The sequence below is a fragment of the Thalassobacillus devorans genome (genome assembly GCF_011761345.1).
In the GTDB taxonomy this organism is placed as follows: Bacteria; Bacillota; Bacilli; order Bacillales; family Halobacillaceae; genus Thalassobacillus; species Thalassobacillus devorans.
Window position 1 is genome coordinate 21505 of record NZ_JAASRY010000003.1, and the last position, 19043, is coordinate 40547.

Here is a 19043-nt window from a genome sequence, read left to right on the forward strand (position 1 = left end):
GATCACAATCCTGAATATGCTTTATTGTTTATCGTTTTTGTATTGCATATAGACGGCTTGGGTGACGAGGAAGTCTTCCACGCCGTGCTTGCCATCAGCGCCGCCAAGCCCAGATTGTCTCATCCCGGCATGGTAGCCCTGGACTGCTTCGAAGTTTTCACGGTTGATGAACGTTTCACCGAATTTCAACTCATTCACAACACGCATCGCTTCATGATAATTTTCCGTATATACGGAAGAAGACAGTCCATAAACGGTATCGTTACCCATTTCTATCGCTTCATCCAAGGTGGAGAAGTTAGTCACCGGGATGACAGGACCAAAAATCTCTTCCTGGATGATTTCCATATTCTGCTTCACATTTTTCAGGATGGTCGGTTTATAGAAGAAGCCTTTATCAAATTCCTGGGGCCGCTCACCACCAGTCACTACTTCCGCTCCGGCATCGACAGCGTTCGTAACCATCTCTTCAACAGTCTCCCTGCGGTCCTCACTTACTAATGGACCAACATCCGCTTCTTTATTCTCCAGCGGATCCCCAATCGTGACATCTTCGATTTTTTCTTTCAGTATTTCTAAAAACTCCTCTGCCACGCTATCATGAACATATACCCGTTCTGCATTGGTGCATGCTTGTCCATTATTAGCAAGGCGTGACATTTTTATATTTTCGGCAGCAAGCTCAAGATCAGCGTTTTCTGTAACAATTGCTGGTGCCTTCCCGCCTAATTCGAGATTTACTTTCGTAATGTTCTGCGCAGCTGCTTCCATTACTTTTGTACCTGCCGGGATGCTTCCGGTCATGGTCACCATTTGGACTTTTTCATGCGAAGCAAGGGCATTCCCGATTTCAGACCCTGTTCCAGTGACAAGGTTATAGACACCTTTTGGAATTTCACTCATCTCATCAATGATTTTTGTAAACTCCATCGCGGTATTCGGTGTCTGCTGACTCGGTTTCAATACAATCGTACAGCCAGTAACGAGTGCTGTCGCTACCTTACGCGCCAAAATGAACACCGGGAAGTTCCAAGGCACAATACCGCCGATGACGCCGATTGGCTTTTTGTAAATGTGGATATGCTCATTCGGACGGTCACTTGGGACGATTTCCCCTTCGATTCGCCGTGCCCATTCAGACATGTAACGGAAATAATCAATCGCGAGATCAATTTCTCCGCTGGCAAGCGCATAGTCTTTTCCCTGTTCTTCCTGCAGCAGTTCAATGAACCGCCCTCGTTTTGCTTCGATGCGGTCACCAATTTCACGGACGATTTTCCCACGTTCAATGTTTGGTTTCAGTTCCCAATCTTTTTGGGCGTTGAACGCCGCTTTGACAGCACGATCGATATCTTCCTCCGTGCCTCGGGGCGTCTGTGAAATCACCTCTTCTGTTGCCGGATTGATGATATCGAGCCATTCATTTCCAGTAGATTCTATATATTGACCATCAATGTATAGTTTATGGGTTTGCAAGATAATCCTCCTCTTAATCGGAATCTGAGTTCCTGTAAATTATCTTCCACCCAAAGTCCTGTTCTAAACACGTGCATCGACCCATGTATTGCCCTTTCGATTGCGCTATACTCTAAGTAACCATAGGAATGGGGTGACTTGCCATGGAACAAAAGAACTTGATTGCCTGGATGTTTGTCACCGTCGGAATTATGAATGCACTAACAGGAGCCATCATGATGTTCATCCTTCACGATACGATAATCAGCTTCGTATTCCTGGCTTCCAGCCTGATTTTTTTGCTGGCCGGAAAGGTGGCATGGACAGAAACGCACGGAGAGGATGCTAAGGATTAGCCGCCTCTCTCTTTTTTTGTCTTCGTGTCGTCATATAGACACCGCCTAACACAAACACTCCCCCTACTAACTGTGCACTGGTCATTGCTTCTCCTAAAAAAGTGAACGCCATAACCGCTGTGACGACAGGTATCAAATTCAAAAATACCGCAGCCTTTGAAGGACCGATCATCGACACGGCCTGATTCCAGGCAATAAGAGCAATAACAGCCGGGAAGATACCAGTGTAAAGCACACTCCAAATCACTTGTGACGACCAGTCAATTTCAAATCCCCGGGGCAGCCATTCTATGACCGCTGCCATTACCAGCAGGGTGACATTACCCATTCCCAACATGAACAATAGACTGCCATACATCGGGAACTTCGGCCCATGCTTATTGACCAGTAAAGAATAAAAAGCCCAGCTTACGACCGCGCTCAGCATAATCAAATCTCCAATGTTAAATCCTAAGCCTGCCAATACTTCCCATGATCCTTGCGTGATGATGTAAAGGACACCGAGAAAAGAAACTAGCACCCCTGTTAATTGAGAAGGAGTAAAATGTTCTCCTAAGAATAAAAAGCCGAGCACCATCGCAACCGAAGGCGTCAGCGCCTCTACAATAGATGCATTAATGGTAGTCGTATAATTCAAGGAAGTATAAACAAGGGCCGGAAATAACACCACTCCTGTCAGGGCCATTCCATATAAAGCTTTCCAATTCTTCACCATCACTAGCTGGGCATACTTGAATTCCTGTCTCGCAAACGTCAATAACAGTAAAAAGGCGATCAATGTCCGCAGCCAGGCCAGCGTAAATGGGGCGATTGCTGCTGTAGCCACCTTGCCAGCGATAAAATTTCCCGAAAACAATATAATAGCGAGCATTACTAATGCATATGCTTTCCACATAGTTCCATCCCCCTTCCATTTGGAGAAATTACGAAGTCCATACAGATACCAAAAGACCCTTACCCTGAAGGTAAGAGTCTTTTCCTGAATCAGTTGACAGGGGTTTCCGTCACACCCCAGACTTCTTTATAATCCGTGTAATTATTGATTGCGATGTCTAAATCATGAAAATAACGGTGCGCCTGCTTGACATTATTTAATTCTTTCGACCCGTCTACTATTTGTTTCAAATATTGACCCACTGCATCCATATCGGTCTGTAAGGTAGGCGGGTCTTCGAATGTGTTGTCCTCAATGTAAGTTAAATACTGCTCTGCCCTTTCCCGCTGCTCACTCCATTTGACACCATCTTCCAGCTTTCCATAGCCGGTTGTGTCATTATAATAACGGTGAGCGACAGCTATTAAATCCCCCGCTTCCTCAAAACCTTCTTCACTTGGTGGCTCACCAGCCTCTGCTTGCCCACCTGACTCAGACGGGTTTTCTTCCTGGTCACTGGATTCTGTTGCGGCTGTATTTTCTGATTTATTTTCATTGATATCCGTAACTATCAGTACGCCAAAAAACCCGAGCGAACCAACTACCAAAATAATTAAAATTGTCATGAAGCCTTTAAAACTGAATAATTTCCCCATTACAATCCCCTTTAGTACACTGTTACAACAAGCTTAATATAAGCTGATTGATAATTCAATTATTTTCCTTTTCATTCAGGTATTTACAGGATTGTAATATCAACGATGTCATTTAAAGGCAACGTAAACCTATGCTTCGTGGCTTCCTCTGTACCATGCAGCTCTTTTCTCAGGGAACAGATCGAATTGATTTTCCCACAGCGATGTTCATGTTCAAACCCATTATGAAAAATGATTTCCACGGTCAAATTGTCATTTAGGGCCCGCTGCAGCAAAAAATCGATTTCTACCGCTTTTTGTTCATCAATGATGCCTTTTTCCACACGTTCATCTTCTTTCCAAAGCTCTTTAACTAATTGGACATGCTCCGGCAGCATCAACGATGTCCACTTGATGGTCCCTCGGTCTTTATTGTGCTTATCCATCATGCACCCTCCCGTCATTCCGAACGTTTGTTCTTATTATATATAATTCTAACAGCAGGGTAAAGCTTATTTCACAAACTGCCAAAAATTGACATTTTATTCTTGTATTTATCCGCCCCCATTTTAAGCCCGGCAATCTTGTCTTCTGTTCGCGCTTTTGCCGATAACATAATGATAGAAACTTCTCTTGCATCCTGCTTCCTTACCCAACGACAAAATGCTTCCCCGCTAACCTTGGGAAGCATCAAGTCTAATATAATCAGGCAGGGGGCATGGGTGAAGTACATGTCTTTCGCCTTTTCTCCGTCCTCTACGTTTACTACATCATATCCGGCTTTCTCTAAGTAAATGGTAACCAGGTTCATGATCATCGGATCGTCTTCTACCACTAAAATTTTCTCGTTAATTTCAACCACCATTCATTTATGATAGCCATCAATCCATCTGTTCGTACTGTTGAAGCATCAAGTCGTAATTCATCGCTCCTAAAGCTACATATTGAATGTAACCTTCAGAATCAACGAAATAGGAAGTTGGAATCGGTTTAATTTCATATTGGTTGGCAACTGCAATCTTCTCATCCATGAGAATCGGGAAAGTCAGCCCGAAGTCATCGACAAATTCTGTGACGTCACTAGCGTCGCTTTCCGTTTGCGTAAGGTTGACGGCCAGTATTTCAATATCTTCGTTCTCATAGAACTTCTGCATGTCAGGCATTTCTGCACGGCATGGCGGACACCAGGTAGCCCAGAAATTGATCATCACTTTCTGACCGCGATAATCGGAAAGCTTGACCGTTTCACCTTCCATCGTCTGGAGCTCAAAATCAGGGGCTTTCTGACCTTTTTGTAAACCGACCTCTCCCCCGGCAACGTCTTCATTTTCAGAAGCTTTGTCCCCTTCTAGGCCTTCTCCATCTCCTGCCACCCTCATCTGAGGCTCTTTTTCTCCGTTTCCGGAAGCCCCCGAGTCTCCTTTGTCAACTAGCATATCATAGACCGCCCAACCCAGCATAGCTATCACGATTCCGATTACAATCCCTTTTTTCATGCCTGACATCGTCCTCCTTTTCAAAAAATCAGCCGAGGTTTCCTAACCAAGTATCTTGTACTAACCGAAGCAGTATATTTGAAAGACGTGCTAATTGCCCGGTGTAAAGCAATACACCCATGGCAATCATCAGGCCACCACCGACCTTCATGATTTTTTCACTATAACGGACAACCCACCTTGCCGAACCCAGAAAGAAAGAGAACAGCAGGAATGGCATAGCGAAACCGAGTACGTAGGCAATTGTGTACAGTAAACCCTGCCCCGGGTCTGTTGCTGCCAGTACAAGAATCGATGCGAAGATTGGACCGATACACGGGGTCCACCCTGCGGCAAAGCCCATGCCGACGAAGGTCGTTCCCACTAGACCGGCTGGCTTCCGGGTATGACGGAGTCGCTTATCTTTCATCATCCATTTGAAACTGATCCACCCACCGACAAACAAGCCCATCAAAATGATGAATACACCGGCTATCCGCTGTATCAAAACTCCAGACTGACCTGACAATAGCCCCTGAATATAGCTTCCTAAATAAGAGGCTCCAATTCCTAAAGCAATAAAGATCGATGAGACACCAATAAGGAAGAATATCGAATGCAACAATATATTAGTCCGTACTTTAGCATCTTTCTTGTTTTGTATTTCCTTCACACTCATTCCTGTTATGTAAGACAAATAAGCAGGAAGCAGCGGCAGGGTACACGGGGATAAGAAAGATATCGCCCCTGCACCGAAAGCGAGCCAAATTGTAACATCTGAAGTCATGTAATGACCACCTTCCGTCTAGTCAAAATTTCAAGAATTAGTCCTGCAACCATTAACGTAAATATAAACCACGTAGCGACTATTACCCCGAACAACATCGGGAATGGTGCAATAAATGTAAGCAGCCATTCGCTGAGCAGCCAGGCCAGCCATAAATAAATGACATGGCTTTTGTCGACTGTCTGAAAGGCAAACAGCAGTACAAAAACACTTAATACGAAAAGTTTAACGATTATAGGAAGCTCCATCCCATTTTGCAGCAGCATGGCGTCAAGGAAATTTTTCAACAACAGGGCCGGAAAGAATACCATCATTCCGCTAAACAATAGTTCGCGCCCATCCATTTGTTTTTTTCGTAATAAGAACAAGGCATGTGCGAAGGTAAGCACTGCAGCTAGGTAAAACTCATTTTTCCCACTCGGGTATGCCAGGATAGCCGGTGGGTCCTGGAAAAACAACGAGAAATGAAATACAATTTTCCCAAAAAAGTACGTAAAAATAAATGTCAGCAACAGGGAAAACAAACTGTCTTCCATCCGCTTCTTCTTAGCCTGACTAAAGCGGGAATAGTAGCGGTAAAACAGGCCCCCTGCTATTATACTGACAATCGTGATGATCCATGTACTTTTTATAATTAGCGGTCCTAATACCCATGCTGATGGCATAACATTCTTCCTTTATTGTGAATTATCAGGCAAAATCCATTATTAGAAAACCTTAGGGTTTCTTATAACCCCTTAATAAAGTTACCTCTGCCTAAAGTATAAGACTCGATTATTAACGGATTATGAACAAAACAAAAGCGTTAGCGCCTTGCTAGTAAGGACTTCGACTATTTAAACTGCCTTAAAAGTAAAACACCGATTTTTCCCATCTATAAAACCAAAGAAACACCAAACACTAAGGGGTGCAATAACCTTAGGAGGTGTTTGCCATGAGACAATATTTAGTGAGTCTCTGGACTTTATTTGATCCTCTCTACTACCGGGTCTCCCGGCTGACCTATATTCCGGGGAATAATAAAAAAATCAACAATGTGTTCCGTGTCCGGATTATGGCCTATAAAGGCAGTGGAATAACGCTCCATGATGGTACCCGTATTCAAAAACATGATAAGGTACTGAAAATACATTTGCATAATATCCGGCTCATCAATGAAATGCGCTCCATGAACCATGATGTTAACAAGGCGCGTCATATTTATAAGACTGTCCGGGATTCGATGCCGGACCTTGCCAGTTATCTGAACCAACATACACATAGGCATGAGGTTACCGGAATCATGGGAATTACCGCTTTGCACAAAGGCTGTCGCCGGCTGGGATTTGAAACGGCCCCTATTACCAATCCAGTATACCGCTGTATGAAATTTTTATCCTTCATAGCTATCAGTACCTTATGTATGCGGCCTCCTTCTTTAGGATACCTGAAAAACCACCAGCCTAACTATATTTTTATCTCAAAAAAACAGTTGCAAAACAGGTACCTTAACAAAATAGACACAAATTAGCGCTTTCTGATTTGTTTGCCGAAATATTAAAAGTGAGGGATCCTCAGCAACACTAAAGGTATTTCAGCTAATGAAAAAGCAGTAAAAAAGCTAAGGGCGACAATGCCTTAGCTTTTTAAGTTATTGTTATTCTGCTATTTGGTGCATGGTGACTTCAGGTCGACTTCCTATGCGAATATTCAGGCCGGTCTGCCCCAGTCCCTCACTGATATAAAAAGACTTTCCTTTATGCTTGTGAAGGCCTTTGATCATATTCATCCGTGGAAGCTTTCCCATTTTCACAAGATGATAAGCTTTAGGATACAAAATTTGACCGCCATGGAAATGACCGGACAATAAATAATCAAAGTGATACTCATCCATCTCCAGTACAACGTTCGGGTCATGGGTCAACACAAGGTTATATCCTTGATGAATTCCTCGATAGGCAGCCTCAATATCGCTGTGGCCGGTACTGTAATTATCAATACCGATAACATTGATAGAGCGGCCGTTGATGATTAATTGATCATTGGCATTCTGCAATACCTTACACTGGTGATTTTCCAAGGTTTGCTTCAATCGCTTGAAATTGTGGGGACGCAGCACGTAATCGTGGTTACCGAACACCGCGTAAATACCGTATTTTGGCTTCAAATCGTTAAGCACTTCCAAATAAGGGACAAGCTTTGGAATCGTCCACTTCCGGTCAAGAAAATCCCCGGTCAATGCGATCATATCATATGGTTCCTGTTTCAGTTTTTCATAGAGCTGAGCTGGGCTTATGGAGATATTTTCTAAATGAAGATCAGATAAATGCAAAATATGAAGAGGAGCGGCTGTGTTATCGGATTTCACATCCACTTTATTGATTTGTACTTCCTGGGTATTTTTATATGCCATATAGCCGCCAACCAGAAGCAGCAGCAAAGTTATCATCCAAATCATGGCCTCCACCTCCCCTTCCTATTATACAAGGAACAAGATGATGGAGGACTAGCAATTGATGGATAGGTTACCACCTAGCTGTTGTTGCCGGCCACAACACGAAGCAGTAACGCTCTTAATAAAAAACCTATGACGAGACCCGGGATGAGAAACAGTATCGGCAGCCAGACAGGACCTAATAAAACGCCGAACAGCTTCACCTTAGTCGAATAGATCAGCCCTACCGTTACGAAATAGGCTGAAAAAACAAATGGTAAGAAAGCAAGCTTCGGCAGTTCGGCAGCATGGGCATCTTTATAAGCGTCCCAGATGGTGAACAAATAAAGACAAGGATAAAACATCAGCCATTGGAAGTTTGTTACTTCAATCGCTTTATCGATTTCACCAAGGAAACTGTAGATGATGGCTGTGTTGAACTTACTATACAAATTGACGAGGACCTCTAAAACAATAAAAAATATACCTTTTATAAGCTGACGGTTCAGCAATTGCCCAAATCCCGGAAAGGCGATACTCCATAGCAAGACTTCCAGCGGCGAATGTCTCATAGCAGCCCCCGTCAACTGGAAGAGTGCGCCACAAGTTCGTTTCGATCAGGGGCTTGGGGAGGCTCTTCTAACCATCCATGTTTAATCATTAAGTCTAAACCGTCTTTTGCATATAAAGCCACTTCCACCGAGAGCCGCTGATAGTGGAGAACTAAGTCATAACGCAAGCTTGCCGTTGAAGCTGCGGAGTAATTTCTCTGGCCTGTCGTACTAAGTACGTTCATCAAAAAGACGATCAAGCGATCAGAAAAGGTTTGTGTGGTAGAATTGGTGATCAAACTGTTGGATGTCATTGGCGGGTGAATTGCCGATCCCTCTAATATATGAGAAAAAGTCTGGATATGTTTGGAGGAAATATCCTCCCCTTTTTTCATAAAAGCTACGATTTCATTCGAGGGTGTCGTCTGGGCAAAGGCAGCACATATCGCTTCCCCAAGACTGTTGGTTTTTAAATTTTCGAATAAATGACTGATTTCGATGGTATTAAGTGAACGCTTGTTAAATGGACTCAGATACTTTTTACCTTCGACATACTCGATTTCTCTCGGAACATCAACTTGAGGAGTCCGCACGTATATTCCTTTCTCCAGACCAACATCTACTGCTCGATTGAACAGCTCTGTCGTTTCAGTAATACAGCTGGAGAACAATTGACGGACATCTCCCCGGGACGATGCACTTAAGGAAGCTCCGTAGGCCAGAACACCGGATTTTCCTATACTCCCTAGAAACATCAGTATGAAATCATCAGTAAATAGTTTGGGAGCTTCCTTATTGACATCTTTTTCGCTGAAACCATCCGGAACCAGAAGCTCTTCTTCTTGAAAAATACGCTGCATATCCTCATTAACGGTAGATGAAAACTCTTCCGCAAATTGGACGACTGGTTTAATTTCATCGTCTTCAACCGTTTCATTAAAATATTTTAAAAATTGGAGGGTCATCGTGTTTTGGACATATTGTGTCCATAACATTCCAATTTCGCTGGCAGTAAGCTTTATGATCGGCATTGAAAAAACATCTCCTTCACTTCTGTTTTGCGTAGCTTATCTTAATAGTTGGTGTTCTGCCGCATTCCTTATCCTTTCAAATGAGGAGACAATACATCCATCGATTCCTGCAGTTTCCTCGCATTGGCTGCATATAGACGCTTTGCTTTCTCTGAGTCGGTAGCCAGCGCAAACAGTTCAAGATCCGCCTGGCATTTTTTCATATTAGCCAGCAGGAGCGGTTTCTCCTGTGGCTTGGGCACCTGAATTTTGTCATCATATAAATCAAGAGTCAGCTGGCCGGAGGAGTCCACCTGACCAAGAAAGACATTCTCAATCGTGACGTTCTGCTTATCCAGTTCCTGTTTCAGCCATGCCCGGTTCTTCCCGGCAGAAGCCAGTTTATCATCTATCATTTCCCCGTCCATAATGATCGTGTGGGGTTCCTTTTCATTGATACTGGGCAAATCTATGTCCTTTCTGGTCAGGGGACGATTGTCTTTCTTAAGCAGGACACTTAATTTACCATCCGCTTCTAAAACTGCATATTCTACTTCATTTACCTGGAAGACATCTTTTCCTCTCAGTAATTGTAAAATTTCGTCCGTTGTATACTTTTCTTTTTTTAAATTATCCTCAAGTAACTTTCCATCTTTAATAAGAACTGTCCCTTTTCCTTCGACGACATCCCGTATTTTTTTATTATGCAAAGACAGAATTTCTACAAAAAATGGAATTACGGCAAAGATTGCAACCCCTATAATTCCATGCCATATATTATTATCGAGGCCCATTATTACTTCTGCCGCAATACTACCGATTGTGATACCTGAAATATATTCAAAAAAAGACAGCTGTGATATTTGCTTTTTTCCAAGCAATTTTGTCATCAAGAATAGTAGGATTAAAAAAAGAACTCCCCTGTAAATTATGTGTATCCATTCGGGCATGACTGATCACTCCTTTATCTAGAAGCCTTTATACTGCTCTTCTTCTCGTTCTACTTCTCCAATCCGCTTCATTAAATCCTGTTTGATTTCTTCGATGACCATCATTTGTTCATGATAGAGTCGCTGTTCATCTTCTGCATTCGTATTTATGGCCAACGAAGATAAACCCGCTTCTATGCTTTTGATTGTGGCAAGACATTGTTTGAGATCTGCACCAATTGTCATATCAGCTGCTCCTTATCCTTTTGGCTTGAATATGAGGGCTGCAAGTGTGCCGAAAATGATGGCAGCCGAAATACCGGCACTGGTCACTTCAAACATTCCAGTCACTACACCGACAAGTCCGTGTTTTTGGGCTTCTTCCATCGCTCCGTGGACGAGGGCGTTTCCAAAGCTAGTGATTGGGATAGTCGCCCCGGCCCCCGCAAAATCAATTAATGGTTCGTACAATCCAAATCCATCTAAAACAGCTCCTGCCACTACTAACGCACTTAAGGTGTGAGCAGGTGTCAGTTTGAAAACGTCGAACATAATTTGACCGATCACACAGATAATTCCTCCAACTATAAATGCCCAGAAAAAAATCACAGGTTCCCACCCCCATATTCAATCGATACCGCATGGGCAATACATGGAATGGTTTCGCCTTGTTGAAAAGTCAGGGGAGACAATAAGGCACCGGTCGCTACTATTAATATCCGCCTCAATTCACCTTTTTTCATTCGATTCAATAAATGACCATAGGTGACGACAGCAGAGCAGCCTGCACCGCTGGCCCCTGCCAGCACTGGCTGGTCCTCTCTGTAAATCAGCAACCCGCAATCCTGAAATTTTTCTTCTGGAATATCTGTTCCATGTTTTTTCAACAAATCAAAAGCTACTTCCCGGCCAATGTGCCCGAGATCCCCGGTAGCAATCAAATCGTAATGGGAAGCATCAATTTTCCGGTCACGGAAATGGGTTTCAATCGTATCGACAGCGGCAGGTGCCATCGCTCCTCCCATATTCATCGGATCAGTAAGGCCCATATCGACGACCTTTCCTATCGTGGCCGAAGTGACTACGGGACCTTCCCCCTGAGCCATTACTACTGATGCGCCTGCACCTGTTACTGTCCACTGAGAAGTGGGAGGTTTTTGTGCTCCATACTCTGTCGGATAACGAAATTGTTTTTCAACAGCCGCATTATGACTGGCCGAACCTGTAACAATACATGCTGCGCCGCCGTTATTGATAATAAAAGCACTGAGCGCCAGCCCTTCCATAGAAGTCGAACAGGCGCCGAACAAACCAAAATAGCCAGCTCCGATTGTTTTTGCTGTAAAGCTTGTCGGCGTAATCTGATTGATCAAATCTCCGCCAATGAAAAAGTCCACTTGTTCTTTAGTGATTCCGGCTTTTTCTAATGCTCTGAGTGATGCTTCCTCAAAAAGCACCTTGTGTGCTTTTTCATAGGTAGCTTCGTTCAGCCACAAGTCGTCATGCAAGGTATCAAAATCATCGGCCAGCCGCCCATTAGCTTCAAAAGGACCGCCAACCGTACCGGTTGATACGATAACTGGCCGCTGTTCAAATTCCCACGTCCGCATCACAAAGCACCCCACTGAATCAATAATGTTTTAATCAAGGCTACGATAAACGCAGCGAACACCCCTGACATGATGACCGATCCTGCTAACTTGAACATATTGCCACCTACGCCAAGGATAAAGCCTTCACTTCTGTGTTCTATCGCAGCAGAAATCACCGCATTGCCAAACCCAGTTACAGGAACCGCAGATCCTGCCCCCGCAAATTGAGCAAGTCGGTCATAGACACCAAACCCTGTTAACAGCATCGCGATGAATATCATGACAGCAACGGTAGGGTTTCCGGCAGTCTGCTCGGTGAAGTTAAAGTTATAAATAAAAAAAGTTTGAATGAACTGCCCGATTAAACAGATGAGCCCACCAACGAAAAAAGCTTTGATACAGTTTTTTACGACCGGCCTTTTCACTTCGCGTTCGGATTGAAACTGCTGATATTCCTGTTGAATTGGAGTCAGATTTTTTTTCTTATTATTAGCCATGACGCCACCTACTTTATGTTTTTTCTTTGGAAAGCTTGATCAGTCGGTCCAGCTCATTCGATAGTTTTTTTTGATCGATGCTTCCTTCAGCTATCTGTTTTTTCAGCTGCATCACTTCCAGGTGGATTTTCTTATCAAGGGAGAGTGTAACCTGATAATCCGGAAACTTCTCTTCCGCCTGTTTTGTCAAATCCTTCTCTATTTTTTTCATATGAAAACGCTCATTATGAGGAATTTGTGCAGCAATCAGCAACTGTTTGTCGTCATTGACGACTTGGACATCGGTTAAATTGTTTTTGTTGCGTAGAGATCGATCAGCCTGTTCAGAGACAGCCTGATTCAGCTTATTGTTATTTGCCATTTGCATTGGCTCGTTCAAATCTTGTGTTTCTTCATTGTTTCCATCCTGACATCCCATCAGGAATGCGAACACAAGTATTCCGGTCAGTAATTTTTTCATATTCTCTCCACCACCTTGATAGCGGTTCATGGCAGAATAAGGTTAGCAGTCCGCTAACCTTATCTGTCCTTGCCTATTGCTGTTTATATTGAGGTTCTTCTTGCTCGATTTCACTAACACGTGGCTCGACACTGTCGATAATTACCTGTGTCTGCTGAGCAGCCTGCTGATACAGTTGCTTGGCTTGTTGATTTTCTGTGCCAAGGGCAAAGGTTTCAAAGTTTGCCTGTGCGCTTTTCAAGCCTGCGACGGTTTGTTTCACATCGCTAATGACAGTCATATTCATCTCTCCTTACTTTTTTTTACAACCGTTATTTTTTGCGGCATTCTTGAAATTATGTTTACCTATTTTTGCTTTATTATGAAGGAGAAAAAAAGGCTACTTGTAGGAAACAGGAGGAAACCATACAATAGGCTATAGAGAATTTTGCAATAAACACTACTTAAAGGGGAGTTTTTCATCATGAATACGATTCAGGTAAAACAAAATGGAGAAACTTATGATATTGAACCGGTAAAAGGGAAATCACTGCTGGCTACTGCTTTTGAACAGGAAGTCCCATTGGATTACAAATGCCAGAAAGGGAACTGCACGCGCTGTAAAGTGGAGCTTGTAGCTGGTGAAGAATCCGTGAATAAACCGACGCCAAAAGAATATCAGCAGATTGAATCAGAATTAGAGCACGGCTATCGTCTCGCCTGCCAAACTGTACCAGTTAAATAATTTCTGTAATACTAGAGCTTTGGCAAGAAGCGGGGAAGAAAAACGCCCCGGACCATTTTGACATTATTAACTGTATGGTTTTACAAACCAAAAGAAAAAGGCTGATGCCAGGTCCAATTTCCTGAGCATCAGCCTTTTTAATTATTTACCGGGCAAATACATGGTTTCCAATTACGTTTGTTACTTCTCGTTGATTCAAGTAAGCATTGTTCGCCTTATCGGGGTTGAAGAAAAACAGAGAACCATAACCAAGGCCATGGTGAGCAATCGCTTCATTGACCGCTTTTTTAGATTCTTCACTTGCCGGCTGATTGATAGTTCCGTTCAACACAGGCGAAAACTGATAACCGTCGTAAATGACACCTTTGATACTGTCTGGGAAGAGATCGCTGTCCACTCGGTTCAATACAACAGCAGCAACAGCCACTTTCCCTCCATATGGTTCACCTTTTGCTTCTGCTTCTACCAATCTTGCAAGTACGTCTTTTTCAGCCTCTGTTACCGTAACAGGAATCGTCAACTGTTCTCCAGGGTTGATATTATTATCTGTTTTACCACTGGCTTGTTTGATATCAACAACGGATGCTCCGTATTTCGTCCCGATTTTATATAAAGAGTCCCCTTCTTTGACTGTATATCCTTGTCCACTTGCAGCATTTGCTGGAAGCGTCACTGCTAAGGCCATGATAGCTGTAAGAGATGTCACAATTATTTTTTTGATAGTCATGTTGATAAACCTCCTTCGATTTCTATCCATTACAATCTAACACGCCCTCCACCTTCCTTCATTATAAAAATATTGCCACTTTTTCCATTCATACACTATATGGCAGTTTCAAACATAAACTGGACAGCCCCCCTCATATAATGAACTATATTTGATTGTCAAAGGGGAGGATGATTTGCCGCCAATTTCTAATCGTGTCACTAGTTTACCCCCATATTTATTCTCGGTCTTTCAGCAGAAGAAAAAATTATTAGAAAGCCAGGGAGTTGATGTGATTGACTTAGGCATTGGAGCGCCAGATTTGCCTACGCCTGCGTTCATTATTGACCAGCTGGCTAAAGAAGCCAAGAAACCAGCCAACCATGTCTACTCCTCTTACAACGGCTGCCAGGAATTCCGTCAGGCGGTCGCCGGCTTTTATAACAGAACCTATCAGGTCGAACTGGATCCTGATACAGAAATCCTTGCGCTTATCGGTTCAAAAGAAGGACTAGCCCATATGGCCACTGCCGTCCTGAACCCAGGTGAAACCGCTTTGGTTCCTGATCCTGGTTATCCAGTTTATCGTTCTGCTGTCCATTTAGCCGGTGGAACAACCACTTACCTGCCGTTGGATGCAGCTGACAACTACCGGCCATTGTTTGATCACGTTTCAAAAGCCGATTGGAATAACGCTTCGCTGATGTTTTTGAACTATCCGGGAAATCCGACAGCCGCTACCGTCGATCGTTCCGTCTTTGACGAGGCGGTTACCTTTGCTAAAAAGCATAATGTTGCTCTTCTTCATGACGCAGCCTACAGCGCACTGACCTATGACGGCTACCAGGCACCAAGTGTACTAGAGAGTAACGGAGCGAAAGATATTGCGGTAGAATTTGGATCCTTATCAAAAAGCTTCAACATGACAGGCTGGCGGATCGGCTATGTCGCAGGCAACAGAGAGTTAATCAAAGCCCTGTCGATCGTAAAAAGCAACACAGATACATCCCAGTTTCTCCCGGTTCAAAAGGCGGGAGCGGCTGCTTTAATGAGCGACTTTTCTGCGGTAAAAGAAAACATCGCTGTTTACGAAAAACGGATGTCCATCATGCTGGAAGCATTACGGGAGCTTGGTATCAAGGTGGCTAAGCCGCGGGGCACCTTCTTCATCTGGGCGCCGGTACCGGAAGGGATTACCTCTTCTGCCTTTGCCGAGCGCATGCTGGAAGAAGCAGGAGTGATCATTACTCCTGGAATTGCTTTTGGCCCGTCCGGCGATAAGTACTTCCGTATTTCCTTATCTGTCGGTGAAGAACGACTGCGGGAAGCAGCTGAGCGGATGAAAGTATTGAATAGCAAGGAGCGTTGATGTATGAAACCACCAAACAAAGCCTCCAGAATGAGTGGCGCCAAAGGTGTTGTCACGTGTTTAAAAAATGAAGGCATCGAAAAAGTTTTCTGTGTTCCCGGAGAAAGCTATTTGCCTGTGTTAGATGAACTTTACGGGGAACCGGGCATCCAATTGATTTCTGCCCGTCATGAGGGAGGGGCGTCTTTCATGGCGGAAGGATATGCCAAAGCATCCGGCAAACCTGGGGTCGTTATGGCGACACGAGGTGTTGGGGCTGCCAATTTGTCGATAGGTGTCCATACCGCCTACCAGGATTCGACCCCGATGGTGGTGTTTTTAGGTCAAGTAGACAGTCGATTTTTAGGCCGGGAAGGCTTTCAGGAAGTGGATCTCGTTCAATTTTTCCAGCCAATTTCTAAATGGGCTGTGGAAATCACCCATGCCGGGCGAATTCCTGAGCTGGTACAGCGGGCTTTTCGGATAGCCCAGACTGGACGCCCTGGTCCTGTCATCGTGTCACTCCCGGAAGATGTCCTTCGTTCTAAAGTAAACATGACATTCACAGCTCCAGTGAGGAAACCAAGACCTTCCCCTTCTGTTGAAGAAATTGAAATGGTGCACAACTACCTGCAACAAGCAAAAAAACCGGTGATCATTGCCGGCGGAGGTGTGAAACATGCGAATGCAGAAGACAAGCTGCTTGCTTTTGCGGAAGCAAACAGCCTGCCAGTTTTGTCTGCATTCCGGAGACAGGATGTTTTTCCTAACGACCACCCTTTATACGTCGGCCATCTTGGACTGGGAACCAATCCAAGGGTCCTGGATACCGTACGCCAGGCAGACGTACTGTTGGCGCTAGGCACACGTCTGTCTGAAGTGACGACACAGGATTATTCGCTTATTTCACCGGAACAAACATTGATTCATATCGATATCACGCCATCGGTGCTGGGAAAGTCGTTTGCACCTGACCTGGGGATTGTGGCTGATATGAAAGCAGCACTGCAGGTTATGAATGCTGCAACAAAAATGGCTTCACCAATTTGGAAACCTTGGGTGCAGGAAAGAAGAAGTTGTTACGAAGCCGCCTCATCCCTGGAACTTGATGATAGCGAGAAAATCACCAATAACCAGGTAATCGCCTGTCTGCAGGAGATGCTCCCGGGAGATACGATTATTACCAATGATGCTGGCAATTTCGCTGGATGGCTCCATGGCTTTTACCAGTTCAAAAAGAAAAAGACCTATGTGGGCCCGACATCGGGCGCGATGGGATACGGGATGCCGGCTGCTTTAGGTGCCAAACTGGCCTCACCTGATAAAATAGTCGTTTCCTTATCCGGGGATGGCGGCTTCATGATGACGATGCAGGAAATAGAAACAGCGGTCCGCTACCAGATTCCTGTAATCAGTATCGTTTTTAACAACCAGATGTATGGAACCATTCGCATGCATCAGGAAATTCACTTTCCTCATCGCGTATCGGGGACCGATTTAGGTACCGTCCATTTCTCCCAAATAGCCAAAAGTGTAGAAGCCGATGGTTTTTTCGTGAATAGTCTGGAAGATTTTAAATATGTCTTAAGTAAGGCGGTTAATAATGATCGGCCGACTGTCATTGAAGTGCCGATGGATCAGAATCAAATTTCAACGAAGCGGACAATTGAAGATTTAAGAAAAATGTAAACGTCATATTTATTTTTATAGGGAGGGTTTCTCATGGTCAATATCGAGAAGAAGCTGGTCAATTACATTGATGGACAATGGGTGCTGCCAGATCGTAACAACTATACTGCTGTTGTTAATCCGGCAACAGGACAGACAATCACAAAAGTACCTTTATCAACGGAAAATGATGTACAAGCTGCTGTAAAATCTGCTAAAAAGGCGCAGAAAGAATGGGCACTCGTTCCGGCTCCACAGCGAGCAGAATTACTATACCGGGTCGGCAGCATGATGAAAGAAAGAAAAGAACACCTGTCCAGGCTGTTGACGATGGAAAACGGAAAAGTACTGGAAGAAGCACGAGGAGAAGTCCAGGAAGGCATCGATATGGCCTTTTATATGGCTGGCGAAGGTCGGCGCCTGTTTGGACAAACTACCCCATCAGAGTTGAAGAATAAATTCGCCATGAGTGTCCGTGCTCCTGTGGGAGTTGTCGGTATCATTACCCCGTGGAATTTCCCGATTGCTATCGCTACCTGGAAGTCCTTCCCGGCTATTGTTGCTGGCAATGCAGTCATTTGGAAGCCGGCAACCGAGACGCCGATTATGGCCTATGAGCTGGCGAAGATTTTTGAAGAAGCCGGTTTGCCAAATGGCGTATTAAATGTCGTGTTCGGCTCTGGCAGTGACGTCGGGGAAGCGATGGTAGCAGATGAGACGATACGTGTCATTTCTTTTACCGGCTCGAACGAAACTGGGAAGAATATCGCGAGTAAGTGTGGCATGAAACTGAAAAAAGTATCACTTGAAATGGGCGGTAAGAATGCCGTCATTGTCATGGATGATGCTGATTTATCATTAGCTGTCGAAGGAATTCTCTGGAGCGCGTTCGGAACAAGCGGCCAGCGTTGTACCGCCTGCAGCCGGGTTATCGTCCACAAGGATGTGAAGGAAGAATTAACGGAGCGGCTAATGACAGAAATGGAGAAGCTGACGGTTGGCAACGGACTCGATGAGACGGTGAAAGTCGGTCCAATCATTAATGCAGGCGCGCTAGAAAAAATTGACCGCTACGTACAAACAGGAAGACAAGAAGGGGCTGTACTTCTAGCTGGAGGCTATACGCTTCATGAGGATAAAGAAGACGCTGGTTATTATTACGCCCCTACACTCTTTACCGATGTGGATCGTACGATGCGGATTGCGAAAGAAGAAATTTTTGGCCCTGTCGTTTCCTTGATTGAAGTAGAAAGTCTCGAAGAAGCGGTCGAGATCAATAATGAAGTAAGCTACGGGTTATCGAGTTCCATCTTCACTCAGAACGTGAACCAGGTATTCGCTGCCCAGCGTGATCTGGATACAGGAATCGTTTATGTTAATGCCGGAACGATCGGTGCTGAAATCCATCTGCCATTCGGAGGTACCAAAGGGACGGGCAACGGCCATCGTGATTCCGGACTCGCTGCATTAGACGTATTTACCGAATGGAAGAGCGTCTATGTCGATTTCAGCGGTAAATTGCAACGGGCACAAATCGACACCGAGCAGTAGAGTTTTTTTCAA

General features: G+C 44.3%; 25 protein-coding genes. 6 read left to right on the forward strand and 19 right to left on the reverse strand.

Features of this window, described 5'->3' with window-relative positions; translation table 11 throughout:
* Window positions 1–21 precede the first annotated feature (21 nt).
* Window positions 22–1476 (reverse strand): aldehyde dehydrogenase, encoded by a 1455-nt coding sequence (aldA, locus tag FHS45_RS11110; protein ID WP_062443762.1) that lies wholly within the window; start codon window positions 1474–1476, stop codon window positions 22–24.
* A gap of 143 nt (window positions 1477–1619) precedes the next feature.
* Between aldA and FHS45_RS11115 the strand changes: the two genes are divergently transcribed.
* The gene (locus FHS45_RS11115; RefSeq protein WP_062443758.1) at window positions 1620–1811 is read left to right on the forward strand and encodes a hypothetical protein; all 192 of its coding nucleotides are present in this window, start codon (window positions 1620–1622) and stop codon (window positions 1809–1811) included.
* Here the strand turns inward: FHS45_RS11115 and FHS45_RS11120 are convergent.
* The 7 genes from FHS45_RS11120 to FHS45_RS11150 all read right to left on the reverse strand — a co-directional run bounded on the left by FHS45_RS11120 (window position 1801) and on the right by FHS45_RS11150 (window position 6247).
* Window positions 1801–2706, reverse strand: coding sequence for a DMT family transporter (locus FHS45_RS11120; RefSeq protein ID WP_082411973.1), 906 nt, complete (start codon window positions 2704–2706; stop codon window positions 1801–1803). The genes FHS45_RS11115 and FHS45_RS11120 overlap by 11 nt on opposite strands.
* 89 nt (window positions 2707–2795) lie before the next feature.
* Window positions 2796–3341 (reverse strand): hypothetical protein, encoded by a 546-nt coding sequence (locus FHS45_RS11125; protein WP_062443751.1) that lies wholly within the window; start codon window positions 3339–3341, stop codon window positions 2796–2798.
* An 83-nt stretch (window positions 3342–3424) separates the two neighbouring features.
* On the reverse strand, window positions 3425–3766 hold the full coding sequence (locus FHS45_RS11130; protein WP_062443748.1) for a YolD-like family protein: 342 nt from the start codon (window positions 3764–3766) through the stop codon (window positions 3425–3427).
* A gap of 71 nt (window positions 3767–3837) precedes the next feature.
* Window positions 3838–4185, reverse strand: coding sequence for a response regulator transcription factor (locus tag FHS45_RS11135; protein WP_062443745.1), 348 nt, complete (start codon window positions 4183–4185; stop codon window positions 3838–3840).
* 16 nt (window positions 4186–4201) lie between these two features.
* Window positions 4202–4816: a peroxiredoxin family protein gene (locus FHS45_RS11140; RefSeq protein WP_062447647.1), complete on the reverse strand. Its 615-nt coding sequence runs from the start codon at window positions 4814–4816 to the stop codon at window positions 4202–4204.
* 28 nt (window positions 4817–4844) lie between these two features.
* Window positions 4845–5582: a cytochrome c biogenesis CcdA family protein gene (locus tag FHS45_RS11145; RefSeq protein ID WP_062443742.1), complete on the reverse strand. Its 738-nt coding sequence runs from the start codon at window positions 5580–5582 to the stop codon at window positions 4845–4847.
* On the reverse strand, window positions 5579–6247 hold the full coding sequence (locus FHS45_RS11150) for a hypothetical protein (RefSeq protein ID WP_062443739.1): 669 nt from the start codon (window positions 6245–6247) through the stop codon (window positions 5579–5581). Before FHS45_RS11150 ends, FHS45_RS11145 begins: the two co-directional genes overlap by 4 nt.
* 269 nt (window positions 6248–6516) lie before the next feature.
* Here FHS45_RS11150 and FHS45_RS11155 point away from each other — a divergent pair, with 269 nt between their 5' ends.
* The gene (locus tag FHS45_RS11155; protein WP_062443735.1) at window positions 6517–7092 is read left to right on the forward strand and encodes a YkoP family protein; all 576 of its coding nucleotides are present in this window, start codon (window positions 6517–6519) and stop codon (window positions 7090–7092) included.
* A gap of 126 nt (window positions 7093–7218) precedes the next feature.
* Here the strand turns inward: FHS45_RS11155 and FHS45_RS11160 are convergent, their stop codons facing one another.
* The 10 genes from FHS45_RS11160 to FHS45_RS11205 all read right to left on the reverse strand — a co-directional run bounded on the left by FHS45_RS11160 (window position 7219) and on the right by FHS45_RS11205 (window position 13314).
* Entirely contained in the window at window positions 7219–8019 is an 801-nt protein-coding gene (locus FHS45_RS11160; RefSeq protein ID WP_062443732.1) for a metallophosphoesterase, read from the reverse strand.
* A 74-nt stretch (window positions 8020–8093) separates the two neighbouring features.
* Window positions 8094–8567, reverse strand: coding sequence for a DUF5683 domain-containing protein (locus FHS45_RS11165; RefSeq protein WP_062443729.1), 474 nt, complete (start codon window positions 8565–8567; stop codon window positions 8094–8096).
* Window positions 8568–8578: 11 nt separating this feature from the next.
* Entirely contained in the window at window positions 8579–9577 is a 999-nt protein-coding gene (locus FHS45_RS11170) for a DUF3231 family protein (protein ID WP_062443726.1), read from the reverse strand.
* Between the two features lie 68 nt (window positions 9578–9645).
* Window positions 9646–10506, reverse strand: a complete 861-nt coding sequence (locus tag FHS45_RS11175) for a DUF421 domain-containing protein (RefSeq protein ID WP_062443724.1) — start codon at window positions 10504–10506, stop codon at window positions 9646–9648.
* An 18-nt stretch (window positions 10507–10524) separates the two neighbouring features.
* On the reverse strand, window positions 10525–10731 hold the full coding sequence (locus tag FHS45_RS11180) for a DUF1657 domain-containing protein (RefSeq protein ID WP_062443721.1): 207 nt from the start codon (window positions 10729–10731) through the stop codon (window positions 10525–10527).
* A 12-nt stretch (window positions 10732–10743) separates the two neighbouring features.
* On the reverse strand, window positions 10744–11037 hold the full coding sequence (spoVAE, locus tag FHS45_RS11185; RefSeq protein WP_229717917.1) for a stage V sporulation protein AE: 294 nt from the start codon (window positions 11035–11037) through the stop codon (window positions 10744–10746).
* 53 nt (window positions 11038–11090) lie between these two features.
* Window positions 11091–12095 (reverse strand): stage V sporulation protein AD, encoded by a 1005-nt coding sequence (spoVAD, locus tag FHS45_RS11190; RefSeq protein WP_062443715.1) that lies wholly within the window; start codon window positions 12093–12095, stop codon window positions 11091–11093.
* A complete protein-coding gene (gene spoVAC / locus FHS45_RS11195) occupies window positions 12095–12574 on the reverse strand; it encodes a stage V sporulation protein AC (protein ID WP_062443711.1) in 480 nt (159 codons plus the stop codon). Before spoVAC ends, spoVAD begins: the two co-directional genes overlap by 1 nt.
* A gap of 13 nt (window positions 12575–12587) precedes the next feature.
* Entirely contained in the window at window positions 12588–13064 is a 477-nt protein-coding gene (locus FHS45_RS11200; RefSeq protein WP_148350064.1) for a YhcN/YlaJ family sporulation lipoprotein, read from the reverse strand.
* A gap of 43 nt (window positions 13065–13107) precedes the next feature.
* Complete coding sequence (locus tag FHS45_RS11205; protein ID WP_062443705.1) at window positions 13108–13314, reverse strand: DUF1657 domain-containing protein; 207 nt, start codon at window positions 13312–13314, stop codon at window positions 13108–13110.
* Between the two features lie 183 nt (window positions 13315–13497).
* On the opposite strand from FHS45_RS11205, the gene FHS45_RS11210 reads away from it, so the two are divergent.
* Complete coding sequence (locus FHS45_RS11210) at window positions 13498–13758, forward strand: 2Fe-2S iron-sulfur cluster-binding protein (RefSeq protein WP_062443701.1); 261 nt, start codon at window positions 13498–13500, stop codon at window positions 13756–13758.
* A gap of 145 nt (window positions 13759–13903) precedes the next feature.
* Here the strand turns inward: FHS45_RS11210 and FHS45_RS11215 are convergent, their stop codons facing one another.
* Complete coding sequence (locus FHS45_RS11215) at window positions 13904–14485, reverse strand: cell wall hydrolase (protein ID WP_062443697.1); 582 nt, start codon at window positions 14483–14485, stop codon at window positions 13904–13906.
* 151 nt (window positions 14486–14636) lie between these two features.
* On the opposite strand from FHS45_RS11215, the gene FHS45_RS11220 reads away from it, so the two are divergent.
* The 3 genes from FHS45_RS11220 to FHS45_RS11230 are packed head-to-tail and all read left to right on the forward strand — an operon-like array spanning window position 14637 to window position 19031.
* Window positions 14637–15833, forward strand: coding sequence for an aminotransferase class I/II-fold pyridoxal phosphate-dependent enzyme (locus tag FHS45_RS11220; protein WP_371872046.1), 1197 nt, complete (start codon window positions 14637–14639; stop codon window positions 15831–15833).
* A 3-nt stretch (window positions 15834–15836) separates the two neighbouring features.
* Window positions 15837–17501 carry a thiamine pyrophosphate-dependent enzyme gene (locus FHS45_RS11225; protein ID WP_062443689.1) on the forward strand — a complete coding sequence of 555 codons (1665 nt, stop codon included), beginning with the start codon at window positions 15837–15839 and terminating at the stop codon, window positions 17499–17501.
* 33 nt (window positions 17502–17534) lie between these two features.
* Complete coding sequence (locus tag FHS45_RS11230) at window positions 17535–19031, forward strand: aldehyde dehydrogenase family protein (protein ID WP_062443686.1); 1497 nt, start codon at window positions 17535–17537, stop codon at window positions 19029–19031.
* Window positions 19032–19043 lie beyond the last annotated feature (12 nt).